The organism is Flavobacterium davisii, assembly GCF_019565505.1.
GTDB lineage: Bacteria > Bacteroidota > Bacteroidia > Flavobacteriales > Flavobacteriaceae > Flavobacterium > Flavobacterium davisii.
Genome location: NZ_CP067378.1, coordinates 2,975,968 through 2,989,824, shown reverse-complemented (window position 1 = coordinate 2,989,824; position 13,857 = coordinate 2,975,968). Strand labels below are relative to the sequence as shown.

At 29.1% G+C, this 13,857-nt stretch carries 10 protein-coding genes, 1 other RNA gene and 2 pseudogenes; 7 read left to right on the top strand and 6 right to left on the bottom strand.

The window, feature by feature from the left end; all coding sequences use genetic code 11:
* Nucleotides 1-13: 13 nt before the first annotated feature.
* Together JJC05_RS17670 and dnaX are read right to left on the bottom strand one after the other, a co-directional pair.
* Nucleotides 14-259: a hypothetical protein gene (locus JJC05_RS17670; RefSeq protein ID WP_258929263.1), complete on the bottom strand. Its 246-nt coding sequence runs from the start codon at nucleotides 257-259 to the stop codon at nucleotides 14-16.
* Nucleotides 240-1,313, bottom strand: a complete 1,074-nt coding sequence (gene dnaX / locus JJC05_RS14210; protein WP_235878902.1) for a DNA polymerase III subunit gamma/tau — start codon at nucleotides 1,311-1,313, stop codon at nucleotides 240-242. Before dnaX ends, JJC05_RS17670 begins: the two co-directional genes overlap by 20 nt.
* A 452-nt stretch (nucleotides 1,314-1,765) precedes the next feature.
* Here dnaX and rnpB point away from each other — a divergent pair.
* Nucleotides 1,766-2,084: RNase P RNA component class A (gene rnpB / locus JJC05_RS14205), an RNA gene on the top strand.
* Nucleotides 2,085-2,451: 367 nt separating this feature from the next.
* Here the strand turns inward: rnpB and pdxH are convergent.
* From pdxH to JJC05_RS14190, 3 genes and pseudogenes are all read right to left on the bottom strand, one after another.
* A pseudogene (pdxH, locus tag JJC05_RS14200) lies at nucleotides 2,452-3,095 on the bottom strand (pyridoxamine 5'-phosphate oxidase).
* A 924-nt stretch (nucleotides 3,096-4,019) separates the two neighbouring features.
* On the bottom strand, nucleotides 4,020-4,925 hold the full coding sequence (locus JJC05_RS14195) for a ribonuclease Z (protein WP_105196312.1): 906 nt from the start codon (nucleotides 4,923-4,925) through the stop codon (nucleotides 4,020-4,022).
* Between the two features lie 68 nt (nucleotides 4,926-4,993).
* On the bottom strand, nucleotides 4,994-6,163 hold the full coding sequence (locus tag JJC05_RS14190; protein ID WP_105196311.1) for a proline dehydrogenase family protein: 1,170 nt from the start codon (nucleotides 6,161-6,163) through the stop codon (nucleotides 4,994-4,996).
* Nucleotides 6,164-6,235: 72 nt separating this feature from the next.
* Here JJC05_RS14190 and JJC05_RS14185 point away from each other — a divergent pair, with 72 nt between their 5' ends.
* From JJC05_RS14185 to JJC05_RS14160, 6 genes and pseudogenes are all read left to right on the top strand, one after another.
* Entirely contained in the window at nucleotides 6,236-6,898 is a 663-nt protein-coding gene (locus tag JJC05_RS14185) for a hypothetical protein (protein WP_235877697.1), read from the top strand.
* Between the two features lie 18 nt (nucleotides 6,899-6,916).
* Nucleotides 6,917-8,548 (top strand): O-antigen ligase family protein, encoded by a 1,632-nt coding sequence (locus JJC05_RS14180; RefSeq protein WP_235878900.1) that lies wholly within the window; start codon nucleotides 6,917-6,919, stop codon nucleotides 8,546-8,548.
* Nucleotides 8,545-9,602: pseudogene (gene aroB / locus JJC05_RS14175) on the top strand (3-dehydroquinate synthase). The gene JJC05_RS14180 and the pseudogene aroB overlap by 4 nt, the downstream one beginning before the upstream one ends.
* Nucleotides 9,603-9,771: 169 nt before the next feature.
* Nucleotides 9,772-11,172: a type III PLP-dependent enzyme domain-containing protein gene (locus JJC05_RS14170; RefSeq protein WP_105196308.1), complete on the top strand. Its 1,401-nt coding sequence runs from the start codon at nucleotides 9,772-9,774 to the stop codon at nucleotides 11,170-11,172.
* A gap of 34 nt (nucleotides 11,173-11,206) precedes the next feature.
* The gene (locus tag JJC05_RS14165) at nucleotides 11,207-12,181 is read left to right on the top strand and encodes a deoxyhypusine synthase family protein (RefSeq protein WP_235877696.1); all 975 of its coding nucleotides are present in this window, start codon (nucleotides 11,207-11,209) and stop codon (nucleotides 12,179-12,181) included.
* A 21-nt stretch (nucleotides 12,182-12,202) separates the two neighbouring features.
* Nucleotides 12,203-12,580 carry a DNA primase gene (locus JJC05_RS14160; RefSeq protein WP_088393264.1) on the top strand — a complete coding sequence of 126 codons (378 nt, stop codon included), beginning with the start codon at nucleotides 12,203-12,205 and terminating at the stop codon, nucleotides 12,578-12,580.
* 1,076 nt (nucleotides 12,581-13,656) lie between these two features.
* On the opposite strand, the gene JJC05_RS17665 is transcribed toward JJC05_RS14160, so the two are convergent.
* Nucleotides 13,657-13,830 carry a hypothetical protein gene (locus tag JJC05_RS17665; RefSeq protein ID WP_258929261.1) on the bottom strand — a complete coding sequence of 58 codons (174 nt, stop codon included), beginning with the start codon at nucleotides 13,828-13,830 and terminating at the stop codon, nucleotides 13,657-13,659.
* Between the last annotated feature and the right edge of the window lie 27 nt (nucleotides 13,831-13,857).

Below are 13,857 nucleotides of genomic sequence, written 5' to 3'. Positions count from 1 at the left end.
TTTAGTTGCGCTTCTAATTCTTTTTAATCCTAATACTGGACAATGATAAAGAGGATAATTTAGGTTCTGTATTTTGAGGGGTTACAGATTTAGTTTCTATCTGTTGTTGAGTTATTTCAACTTTTTTTAATTCATCTTCAGTATTAGCAACTTGAGAAATTGGATTATGAACAACTGGTTTTACTTCTGTAATAGAAAAACTGGAATTTTTATAATAAGTGGGTGGAATTATAAATGAGTTAGCTTTTTTTTTCTCCATCAAAAGTGATAGAGGCTAACTGCATTAAACACAATTCTACTAAAAGTCGCTGATTTTGAGATGCTTTATATTTTAAATCACAATCATTAGCCAATTCAATACCTTGTAGTAAAAAATCTTGTGTTGCTTTTTGCGCTTGTTCTCCATATAACTTTTGAGCGTGTTCTCCTGCTTCTAACAATACTAGGGTTGCTGGATTTTTACAAACTAATAAATTCCTAAAATGAGAAGCCAAACCTGCAACAAAGTGATGACTATCAAAACCTTTTGCTAAAATTTCATTATAAGCTAATAACAAATCGGGAATTTTATTTTCTAAAATTAAATCTGTTACTTTAATATAGTACTCAAAATCAAGAACATTCAAATTTTCAGTAACAGCAGCTCTTGTTAAATTTTTTCCACAATAAGAAACCACTCGATCAAAAATAGACAAAGCATCACGCATAGCTCCATCTGCTTTTTGTGCAATTATATGTAAAGCATCGTCTTCAAATAGTATACTTTGACTTCTTGCTACTTCTGCTAAATGTTCTTTAGCGTCTTTAACTGTTATTCTCTTGAAATCAAAAATTTGACAACGAGATAAAATAGTTGGTATAATTTTATGTTTTTCCGTTGTAGCGAGTATAAATATAGCATGTTTAGGAGGCTCTTCTAATGTTTTTAAAAAAGCATTAAAAGCGGCAGTTGACAACATGTGTACCTCATCTATGATATATACTTTATATTTACCTGTTTGAGGGGGTATACGTACTTGATCTATTAAATTACGAATATCATCTACTGAGTTATTAGAAGCCGCATCTAACTCAAATACATTAAAAGCAAAATCTTCATTCGGATCATCATATCCTTCTTGATTAATTTTTCTTGCTAAGATTCGAGCACAAGTTGTTTTACCAACTCCTCTTGGCCCTGTAAACAACAAAGCTTGAGCTAAATGATTATTATCAATGGCATTTAATAATGTATTAGTAATAGCCTGCTGCCCCACTACATCTTTAAATGTTTGAGGTCTATATTTACGAGCTGATACAATAAACTGTTCCATAGATAAAAATGAATTACAAATATAACAGATTAAACCTATAGCTTCCAAAAGGAAATTTCTTTTTATTTATTTTAATTTATACACAAGTGAATTCACTAATCATCGCTAATAAATTAATAGTAGTTAACAAAAAAGTATTCTAAACAAAAACAAATAGAAATAAGTATAAATTAGGAAAGGCTACACTCCTTTGTTTTCTTATTAAATTTAAATGATACTAATTTATTCTGCATTAAAATGATTTTAAATCTAAAAAAACATTCCATTTTTATTCTGACACTGTAAAGTTTTTCGTGTATTTTCACAATTTCTTCATCTTTTTTGTTTTATCATATATTACATAACCTATCTCATCTGCAAGACTTAAACACTTGAATTTTCTAGTTTATTTTATAAATTAAATTTTTAATCTATCAATTCCATAATTATATCAATTCTATTCTTAAATTTGCACAGCAGGTCGCCTTATCGCTTCTTAAAATATTTAAGGGGAGGAAAGTCCGGACACCACAGAGCGAGCATAGCGGGTAACGCCCGTCACTTTAAAGAAATTTAAGGGAGGACAAGTGCAACAGAAAGGATGTACAGGTAATGCTGTAGTGAAATCAGGTAAACTCTATGCGGTGAAATGCCATGTATATCAGCAGTTAAGGGTTGCTCGCCCGTTGCTGAGGGGTAGGCAGATGGATCAAATTAGCAATAATTTGACTAGATAAATGATAAGGACATATTTTTTATGTACAGAATCCGGCTTACAGATCTGCTTTTTTTACCTAATCTTCAACTTTTGGAATTGACCGTATTTAAAAAAATAAAAAGACCAACTTTAAAAAGTTGGTCTTTTTTATTTTTATGACAAAACAAGATAAGGTTTATTATTAAAACGTTTCAATACTTCCTAAAAATGAAAGAAAGCACCTCTATTCTTGGGGATAAGAGGCACTTCTCAATCAAATAAACAAACTAAAAAACTAAACTATCATGAATTTATTTTCAGATTTATTAAAACTCTAAAAACAAATGTTGTTTTGATTTCTGATACAAATATAAAACAATTTTCGATTAAAGAGCAAATAAAATCGATAAAAAACATAATTTTATTTAAAAAAATAAGAAATACCTTACAAAAATAATGATTTTAAGGTGATAACCTATCCATTTCCCAAGTAAAATCCTCTTTTAGTTTGTATCTAATTCGATCATGTAAACGATTCGGGCGTCCTTGCCAAAACTCTACTTCTTTTGGTTCTACTAAAAAACCGCCCCAATAATCAGGCCGAATAATTTCTTTTCCTTTTAAATCTATTTCTAATTCGTATAGCTTTTGATCTAAAAAGGCTCTACTTGGAATTACTTCACTTTGTTTTGAAACAATTGCTCCTAATTTACTACCATCGGGTCTTGAATCAAAATAGGCGTCTGAAATGGATGCTGTTACTTTTTTGCTTTTCCTTTTATAATTACTTGACGTTCCATCGAATGCCAAAAAAAAGAAAGACATATATTGGGATTTATACTAATTGCTTTCCCTTTTTCTGATAAATAATTGGTATAAAAAATGAACCCTTCTTCGTTGTATTTTTTTAACAAGACTACTCTTGCCTTTGGAAAACCATCTAATCCTATTGTTGAAACAGTCATAGCATTTACTTCGTCTACTCCTCCAAATTCTTCTACTTCATGAAACCAACGGTGAAAAAGATTTATAGGATCTTCTGGAATATTTATTTCCAACAATTCACTTTTTTGATATATTTTTCTATAATTGCTTAAATCTTCCATTTTATTCTTATTTATTGTCGTCTTTTATTATTTAAGAAATACCTATTCTATTTTACCTGTTTACTTAAAAAAACTAACGTAGTTACTTACTTATTTTTCTTTCTAGTTTTTAAAGTTAATTTGAATGGTTTTTAAACTCTTTTTAAACCAAATTATGCACTAGAAATTTATTCCAAATAAACAAGAACTTTGAATCTAAAAAAGCATTCTTTTTGCCTTTTGTTAGATTGTCTTAAAAGTTTAAAATCTTATTATTTATACAACAGGAGAAATAACATAATTTTGATAACATGACTTCTCCCTTTGGTCGAAGTGACAAACAACGCGTTAAGTTACGGCTTTTGTTCCCACAACTGCAAAAAAAATTTCTGTGTTTTTATTTCCTTTGCCTTTTCATATTCACCACGAAGTCTAATATACAATCTGTGTTTAATCTAATATCCTTACTACATTGTAAAAGAATAGATTTTTTTCAACATCTATTTAGTATAGTATGTATATTATAATGCTATATGTAAAAATAAAAAGTTTAGAGTTATCTTTTTATAATAATTTTATTTGGAATTTAAGTTTTTATTTAGAAAGATTTATTAAATAACTCTAAACTTCAGGAGAGGTGATTTAACAATAACTTCATCGCATTTTTCTGAAGTTTTCAATTCTTTTTCATTTATTTAAAATTCTATTTTATTAGAACTAACAAGGTGAATTACTTCGCTATCTTTACTTAAATGGGAATGATCTGAAATATAAAAATACTTTTCGCCCTTCTACTCCTACCTCACAAACTTATAGTATTGGTGATTTTTTTATGTATTCATATTTTCACTTGTAAAGTTTACTATTAACTACAAGATATAAAGTTAATTTTATTCTTACAATCATCACCTTCAAATTAACAGTCGTTATAGACTTAAAAGAGTTTTAAAATTTAAAATTAACACCATCATCGCCTAGTAATACATTTTTAAATACAGTTTCTGCCTCTTTTTTAAAAGGCTTTATAGATTCATAACGAGTGGAATAATGTCCTAAAATTAATTTTTCTGCATTAGCTTGTTGAGCAATTTGAGCGGCTTGCTGAGCGGTTGAGTGCATTGTTTTTTCGGCGATATGTTCTTCTGTATTTAAAAATGTAGACTCATGATAAAGGACTTGCACTCCTTTAATGATAGGCACTATACTTTCATCGTATTGTGTATCAGAACAAAAAGCATAGCTTTTTGATTTAGGAGGATCAAGGCTTAAAACATGGTTTGGAACTACGGTACCATTATCTAAGACAATATCGTGTCCGTTTTTTATATTTTGAAAATAACAAGTCTCTATTCCATATTCTTGTATTTTATCTACATTTAGTTTACGTTCTTTAGTTTTTTCTGTAAATAAAAATCCGTTTGTATAAACTCTATGTTTTAAAGGAATTGTTCGTACTATTACTTTTTTATCTTCATATATAATTTCGGATTGTTTAGATTTAAGTTCTACAAAATTTAGCTCGTACTGAGGCCATGAATTAGCTAAACGAAGTTGTAGCTTAATAACCTCTTTTATCCCGACGGGACCGTAAATGGTTAACGAATTATGTCGGTTAAGCAAGGTAAAAGTAGAAATTAATCCTATTAACCCATAAAAGTGATCTCCATGTAAATGAGAAATAAAAATTTGATTAATAGCTGTAAAACGAATTTTATTTTTTCGTAACTGAGTTTGTGTTCCTTCTCCACAGTCAATTAAAAATAATCGATTACTAATTTCTAAAACTTGTGATGTAGGATTGGTAAATGTCCTAGGGGTAGCGGCATAACAACCTAAAATAGTTAAATTCATCTAAATTATATAATATCATAAAATTTGCAGTTTTAAAGATCGGAAGAAAAATAAAACTGCAATGTCTTTTATTCTCCTTTTCTTCTATTTCGCTCTCTTTTAATCAGAGTCAGTTCTCTACTTGTTTGACCTGCAACTGAAGTGTTTTCTTCTGCTCTTCTAATTAAATAGGGCATTACGTCTTTAACGGGGCCGAAAGGTAAATATTTAGCCACATTATAACCATTAGCTGCTAAATTATAGCTAATATTATCGCTCATTCCGTATAACTGACCAAACCAAACTCTAAAATCATCCTTCGCTATTCCTTCATGCACCATCATTTCCATTAGTTTATATGAGCTATCTTCATTATGAGTTCCTGCAAAAATGGCCATTTTGTCTATATGTTCCATCATGTAAGCTACGGCATCGTTAAAATTAGAATCGGTTGCTTGTTTGGATTCGCATATTGGACTTTTATAGCCTTTTTCTTGTGCTCTTGCATTTTCTTTTTCCATATAAGCACCACGAACTAACTTCATTCCTATATGAAATCCTTCTTTTTCGGCTTGAGCATGCAAATTTTTCAAATATTTCAAACGATCCCAACGATACATTTGTAGTGTATTATATACTATGGCTTTTTCTTTGTTATACTTTTGCATCATTTGCGCTACCAAATTATCAGCCGCATCTTGCATCCAACTTTCTTCTCCATCAATTAATAGCGCTATATCATTTTCATGAGCTGACTTACACACTTTATCAAAACGCTCTTCTACTCGTTTCCACTCTGCTTGTTCTGATTCGGTCAATTCTTCTCCTTCGCCTATTTTTTGATATAATTCAAATCGTCCGAATCCAGTAGGTTTAAAAACAGCAAAAGGGATTGCTTTTTTTTCTTTTGCAAAAAGAATAATTTTTAAGGTCTTATTCATTGCATCATCAAAAGCTGACTCGTCTTCTTTTCCTTCTACAGAGTAATCTAAAACAGATGAAACACCTTTTGTAAACATTTTATCCACTACTGGAATACAATCGTCTTCAGAAACGCCTCCACAAAAATGATCAAAAACAGTAGCTCTAATTAAACCTTCTACTGGTAATTTTGCTTTTAGAGCAAAATTGGTTACTGCTGTTCCTATTTTAACCAAAGGTTCTGAATCAATAACTTTAAACAAAAAATGAGCCCTTTCTAACTCCGTATCGCTTTTTAGGCTAAAAGCATTTTGTGTATTATCAAATATTTTTTTCATTGGTGTTTTAATTTTTTATGCAAATATAGCATGAGAATTTTATTATTTTTGTTAAACAAAAAAAAAACAAGCATGAGCTCTGAAGACCTATCTCTAGAAAATAGTAATTATAATTTTTCCTTTGAATCAATCTTTGTGGTCTTAACTCTTAGCATTTATTTATTACTTGATTTTGTCCCAGTATTAAACTCAATTGATGTAGCTGGTTTTCAATGGTTAACAATGTCTATATTAAATGTAGGTATAGGATATTTTGTGTTCCATTTTATTAAAAGCGAAAACTTAAAAGAATTAAGAACTTTTAAAGTTAATAATATAATTATTCTATACTCAATATTCCTTTTCTTCTCTGGGATTTCGATTTTTTATGCACCTAATTTTTCTGAAGCTATTTTAACTTTTAATAGATTAATTCTAATTGCTTTTTTAGTTTTTACTCTTAAACTTTTTAGCCAAATAAAAATATTTTTTTTACCAAACCTTTCAATTGCAATTAGTATCATTGCGTTTTTTCAATCTTTTATTGCTTTTACTTCATTTATTTCTAAAGTAAATGAAGCTCCTCTAAATGAAATTTATAATATTTTGACCCAAAACTCAGGTAATATTAATATTTTTTCTGCAACATTGGTTTTTAAAATCCCATTCATATTATATGGGATTCATTATTTTACAGGAATAAAAAAAGTTTTTTTCTCTTTAACTTTTATTCTTGTTTCAATTATTCTTTTTTAACTCTTTCTAGGAACGAGTATCATAAGTCTCTTAATAGTTTCTGTATGTTTTATAATAGCTTCATTAGTCAAAAAAAATAATCTTATTAATACCTTTATAGTATTAATAGGGTTATTTATTGCTTTTGGTTTTCAAACAAAATATTTAAAATATTTACCTAAGAAAGGCGTGATTGAAGTGTATATGAGTGATGCAGAGTCAGACGCAACAAGTGGACGTATATATCTTTGGAAAAACACAATAGAAATAATTAAAAATTCACCCTTTTTAGGAACAGGACTGGGTAGTTATAAGATTGAGTCAATTCCTTATGAAAGTAAACAAAGAACAACATGGTCAATCTCAAAATATTCGCATAATGATTTTTTACAAACTGCAAGTGAAACTGGAATAATTAATGGTTTAATCTATTTAAGCTTATTTTTAATAATTGCTTGGAAGTCATTTAAAATTCTTATAAAAAAATCAACAGAAAGTGATACTTTTTGGTTGGCTCTTATTGTTTTTACTTCTGTTTTTGCTTACGGTTTTGACTCTTCATTAAATTTTCCAAAAGAAAGAATAATTACTCAAATTCATTTTGTTATAATAACTTTCTTATTCTTTATTCTTACAAGAGATTTGAAAGAATTTTTCGTAGTGAAAACAAAAAATATATTAGTTATTTTTATTGTATTTTCTGTTTTAACAATATATCCAAACTACCTACAACATAAATCACTACAAGGACAAAATGAAATTGTACTCGATGAAAACAAATTAACTTTGTCTTCATCAAAAGTAGATGAAATTTTACCTAGTTTCCCTACACTAACCACACTAGGTTATCAAATAGACGCGGTAAAAGCAAGGTATTTAGAAAAAGAAGGGCATTTTGATCAAGCTATACAATTACTGAATAGTTCTAGAAACCAAAATAAGAATATGATGATAAACGAATCTATATTAGCAACTATTTATACCAAGAAAAATATTACTGATAGTATTAATACTAATTGGGAAAAATGCTACAAAATGTTTCCATTATATGAACCTTTCTTCGCAAATCATTTAAATATTTTATCTAAAAGGAAAGACACTATAAAGTTAAAAGAAGTAGTAAACTATATTAAAACCTTAAATTATTATCCAAAACTTATTTATATAGCTACAAAATATTTAAAAGAAGCAAATATTTCTAATAACGAGATTAAAAAAATGTATAAAGATGTTATAAAAAAGCACCCTAAAGACAGCCTCATAAATATTATTTCAAAAGTAATAGAACAAAAAGACAAAATTGATACTAATGAAGCGGACAAAGAAGCTATGTTCTTAAATAAACTAAAATCAATTCGTTCTGACAACTGGGAAGCTCAACTGAATACATATATCGAGTTAGAAAAAATAAATCCAAAGAAAATAATTTACACTGAAAATATTGCAGTTTGTTATTATCAATTAAAAAAATATAATTTTGCAATCCCCTATCTAAAGAAAGTGATAGACTCTAAAATCTTTAAAAATGGTAAATCAGAATATATAATTGCTGCTTGTTACCATTACATGAAACAATCTGAACTGGCTTGTAATTATGCTCAAATGGCACTGAATAATAATTACATCCCTAAAGACTGTAAAGAAATTATGATAAAAAATTGCACAAAATGATTTCAAAAAAATCTACAATCCATTTTTTAGATGGAAACTATTTACTTTTAAATCAATTTCTAAAAGAAAATAATTTTTCAAAAATTTTCATCATGGTAGATGAAAATACGAATGAATATTGTCTTCCTTATTTTTTACCGAAATTGGAAACCGAAATTGAATTTGAAATTATTGAATTAGAGGCGGGTGAAGAAAATAAAACTATAGAAACTTGCATAAGTGTTTGGGAAGCTTTAACTGAATTAGGCGCTGATAGAAAGACGCTTATTATTAATATTGGAGGTGGAGTCGTAACAGACATGGGAGGCTTCATTGCCTCAACTTTCAAAAGAGGTTTAGCATTCATCAATATTCCGACCACTTTATTAGCCATGGTGGACGCTTCTGTAGGAGGAAAAAATGGAGTAGATTTAGGAGGTCTAAAAAATCAAATAGGTACTATTACGCAACCCGAAATGGTTTTAATAGACACTTCATACCTTCAAACATTATCACAAAGAGAAATGCGTTCAGGGTTAGCTGAAATGTTAAAACACGGATTAATTGCTCATAAAGAACATTGGAATAAATTTAAAAATTTATCCGAAATCCATTTTGATAGTTTTGATAGCTTAATAAAAGAATCGGTATCTATAAAAACCAAAATAGTATTAGAAGACCCTAAAGAACAAGGAATAAGAAAAACCTTAAATTTTGGTCACACTCTCGGTCATGCTATCGAAACTTACTTTTTAGAAACACCTTCTAAAGAAAGACTATTACACGGCGAAGCCATTGCTTGTGGTATGATTTTGGAAAGTTATTTATCATTTAAAAAAGAGCTTTTATCCATAGAGGAATATCAAGAAATAAAACGTTTAATACAAAACATATATTCTCCCATTTCTTTTGAATCTGATGAAATTAATACAATCATTAATTTATTAATTCACGACAAAAAAATGAATTTGGAAAGATACAATTCAGTCTTCTAAATTCTATCGGTCAATGCGTAATAAATCAAACGGTAGAAGACTTAGATATATTAACTGCTTTTGATGATTATAAAATTTAATTTTTTTAAAAATTTTCTTTGGAGTAAAAAGTTATTATTTTTTATTTTTGCCTGCTATGGATGAACCCCTTTATACCGAACTAGAAATCATTTTTGCGAATATTCGCATTTGAATAAATTGTATAGAGTTTTTTTTATTAATTTTAATTTACAATTTATTTATAGCTAAATGAATACAAAATATTTCGACTTAATCAATCAAACATTTTATTTTCCTCAAGAAGAATTTACTTTAAACAAAGACCATCTTCAGTTTCATGGTATTGATCTAATGAAATTAGTAGAACAGTACGGTACTCCTTTAAAGTTTACTTATTTACCTAAAATTTCTCAAAACATTAACAAAGCCAAAATGTGGTTTCGTAATGCTATGGAAAAACACGGCTATGAAGCTAAATATTATTATTGTTATTGTACTAAAAGTTCACATTTTGAATTTATCTTAAATGAAGCTTTAAAAAACAATATTCACATAGAAACCTCTTCTGCCTTTGACATTAATATCGTTGAAAAATTAATGGAAGATGGGAGAATCAATAAAAATACTTTTGTTGTTTGTAATGGTTTTAAACGTGGACAATACGTTACCAATATCGCTCGATTAATCAACAATGGTCATAAAAATACCGTTCCCGTAATTGATAATTTTGAAGAATTAGATTTATTACAAGAAGAAATTGACGGTAAATTCAAAATAGGTATTCGTATAGCAGCAGAAGAAGAACCTAAGTTTGAATTTTATACTTCTCGTTTAGGAATAGGTTATAAAGATATAGTTCCTTTTTACAGAAAAAACATTCAGGATAATAAAAAAGTCGAACTAAAAATGCTTCACTTTTTTATTAACGCTGGTATACGCGATACAGCTTATTACTGGAACGAGTTACTAAAATGTATGAAGGTTTACATAAATCTAAAAAAAGAATGTCCTACTTTAGATAGTTTAAATATTGGTGGTGGATTCCCTATTAAAAACTCTTTAGCATTTGAATATGACTATCAATACATGGTAGATGAAATCCTAAACCAAATTAAAATCGCTTGTGATGAAGCAGAAGTACCTGTTCCTCATATATTTACCGAATTTGGATCTTTTACAGTTGGAGAAGCAGGAGGAGCTGTCTATCAAGTACTATATCAGAAAAAACAAAATGATAGAGAAAACTGGAACATGATCGATTCTTCCTTCATTACGACATTACCTGATACATGGGCAATAAATAAGCGTTTTGTCATGTTAGCTGTAAATCGATGGAATGATACTTATGAAAGAGTGCTATTAGGAGGCTTAACATGTGATGGAGACGATTATTATAACTCGGAACAACACATGAACGCCATTTATCTTCCTAAATACAATAAGGAAAAACCTTTGTATATTGGTTTTTTTAATACAGGTGCCTATCAAGAAACCATAGGAGGGCATGGAGGTTTACACCACTGTATCTTACCACAACCTAAACATATCTTGATTGACAAAGATAAAAATGGCATTTTTGCAACAGAAGTTTTTTCAGAAGAACAAAAAGCTGAAGAAATACTAGAAATACTAGGTTATAACAAAAAATAAAAACAAAAAATACAAACACAAACAATAAATAAAAATGAGTAAAGGACCTATTAGTCAATTTATTGAAAAACATTATCTTCATTTTAATGCAGCTGCCTTGGTAGATGCCGCTAAAGGATATGAAGAACATTTGTTAGACAATGGTAAAATGATGATTACTTTAGCAGGAGCTATGAGTACTGCTGAATTAGGTAAATCATTAGCCGAAATGATTCGTCAAGACAAAGTACACATCATTTCATGTACCGGAGCTAACTTGGAAGAAGATATTATGAACCTTGTTGCTCATAATTCATACAAAAGAGTTCCTAACTACCGTGATTTATCACCACAAGAAGAATGGGACTTATTAGAAAATCATTACAACCGTGTAACTGACACTTGTATCCCAGAAGAAGAAGCCTTCCGTCGTTTACAATCACACTTATATAATATTTGGAACAAAGCAGATAAATCAGGTGAAAGATACTTTCCTCATGAATTTATGTATCAAATGATTAATTCTGGTGTCTTAGAACAATATTACGAAATTGATCCTAAAGACTCTTGGATGGTAGCTGCTGCTGAAAAAAATCTTCCAATAGTTGTACTCGGCTGGGAAGACAGTACAATGGGTAATATATTTGCTTCTTATTGTATAAAAGGGGAATTTCAAGCTACCACAATGAAAAGTGGTGTAGAATATATGATGTGGTTAGCTGACTGGTATACTAAAAACTGCGAAGGAAAAGGAATAGGTTTCTTCCAAATTGGAGGTGGTATTGCTGGTGACTTCCCTATTTGTGTAGTTCCTATGTTATACCAAGATATGGAAATGCATGATGTTCCTTTTTGGAGCTATTTCTGTCAAATTTCAGACTCAACCACTAGTTATGGTTCGTACTCCGGTGCTGTTCCTAATGAAAAAATAACTTGGGGTAAATTAGATATTACAACTCCAAAATTTATTGTTGAATCTGATGCAACTATTGTTGCTCCATTAATTTTCGCATACGTTTTAGGTCAATAAAAAAAAGATTATCCCCAATTTATGAAAAGAGTTATTGTAGATTATTCAAAGCTTACAAGTGAAATTTTAAACCTTCTAGTAGAAAAGTTCCCTGAAGGTTATGATGATTCTGACATCATTCGCTTTAAAAATGCTAAAAACGAAACAATCGAAGCTGTTGAAGTTAGAACTGAAGATACTATTTATTTAGTAAAAGTAAGCACTAAATTAGCAGATCGAATTGTTAACTTTGATGACGATGACGATATGGATGGTGATGATACACTAGACGCATTAAAAGATTTAGAAATCGATTCGGATGAAGCATCGGATGAAGAAAAAGAGGAGCAATCTGAAGACGAAGATTCTGATGAAGACGAAGATTCTGATGAAGACGAAGGCGAAGAGGAGGAAGACTAACTAAGCAAGAACAAAGAAGGTTGCCTATTTTTAAAATTACACCAAAAAGTTAGATAATTTTAATGAGAATGAGAATACCTAAAAGTAAGTAATAACTTAACGTCTAACTTATTACTTCAACAATAAGAAAAGTCGCATTATCAAGTTATATTATTTCTCCCTTTGAAAGAAAAACTTTCTTAGGGAGAAATTCTTTTAGGAAAGTGACATTCCTTTTTACATCAAATTCCGCACAGATTCGAACGAAATAAATTGGCGAAGCAAATTATCTATTCATTCTACTTTATTTTTTCTAATTTAAACAGGCACTCCAATCTTAACCATCAAAATAGGTCACATTTTTTCTTCTAAAATTTTCCGTGAGCACTTGAATTTATTGATTTTTTTGTTTCTAAACGAAGTATAATCTAGAATCTGGATAAAAAAACACCCCTTTTTTTCTTACTGATATGGGTAAAAGCAGTAATTTAATGACTGATTTTTCTTCCTTCAAGCAAAGAAAAAGATCTAAAAAATCAGTATTCAACACCTAATCTATCACTTATATAACAGGAGAAATTATCAACTATATAATCTCTCCTTTTGTCTGAAATGAACAAGAGTACAGACTTTTAAGACAACTTAATTGAAAGCAAAAAATGGGGTAATTTTTTTAAATTCAAAGTCCTTTCTATTTATAATACATTTCTAACACACAATCTGGGGTAATCAGATTTTATGAATGCTATTTGAAGAAGTAAAAATTGAAAAGCACTACATTCCCGTTAAATATTTAAAATATGTCTAATAAAAATTTTTCATTAAAATATAAAAGACCTAAGCCTTTACTTATAAATTTGTCTAACGATAATGTATTTATGAAAAAACTATTTTCTTTGAGTCTTCCTTCTCTTTTCTTTCTACTTATTTATAAAATTAAAACCCTAAATCACGTTCTATTTCTTCCATTTCTATTATATCATGTGCCTCCAACAAAGTAGGAACAACCAAAATATTTTCAGGAACTTCACTAAAATCAATTCCTTTAGCCACTAAAACAAAAGATTTCTTTAAAGCTTTATGTTTATCTGATAATTCTAAAAAGAACTAATAGCATCTAAATTAATTGAATCATCATGGGTAATGTCTATGATTAGATTAACATCTTTAAATGTATTATATTGGCTTGTCAATTTTTGTAAAAACACATCAAAACTTCCTTCTGTATCTTTTATAATAGCAGTATGTCCTTTATGATCTACTTTCATCATTCTTTTTTACACTAAATTAAACATTCA

What these genes read in the sequence shown, in the direction of transcription:
- JJC05_RS17670 (WP_258929263.1), bottom strand. Translation starts at nt 259, where the DNA reads ATGGAGAAAAAAAAAGCTAACTCATTTATAATTCCACCCACTTATTAT.
- dnaX (WP_235878902.1), bottom strand. Translation starts at nt 1,313, where the DNA reads ATGGAACAGTTTATTGTATCAGCTCGTAAATATAGACCTCAAACATTT.
- JJC05_RS14195 (WP_105196312.1), bottom strand. Translation starts at nt 4,925, where the DNA reads ATGAATTTAACTATTTTAGGTTGTTATGCCGCTACCCCTAGGACATTT.
- JJC05_RS14190 (WP_105196311.1), bottom strand. Translation starts at nt 6,163, where the DNA reads ATGAAAAAAATATTTGATAATACACAAAATGCTTTTAGCCTAAAAAGC.
- JJC05_RS14185 (WP_235877697.1), top strand. Translation starts at nt 6,236, where the DNA reads ATGAGCTCTGAAGACCTATCTCTAGAAAATAGTAATTATAATTTTTCC.
- JJC05_RS14170 (WP_105196308.1), top strand. Translation starts at nt 9,772, where the DNA reads ATGAATACAAAATATTTCGACTTAATCAATCAAACATTTTATTTTCCT.
- JJC05_RS14165 (WP_235877696.1), top strand. Translation starts at nt 11,207, where the DNA reads ATGAGTAAAGGACCTATTAGTCAATTTATTGAAAAACATTATCTTCAT.
- JJC05_RS14160 (WP_088393264.1), top strand. Translation starts at nt 12,203, where the DNA reads ATGAAAAGAGTTATTGTAGATTATTCAAAGCTTACAAGTGAAATTTTA.
- JJC05_RS17665 (WP_258929261.1), bottom strand. Translation starts at nt 13,830, where the DNA reads ATGATGAAAGTAGATCATAAAGGACATACTGCTATTATAAAAGATACA.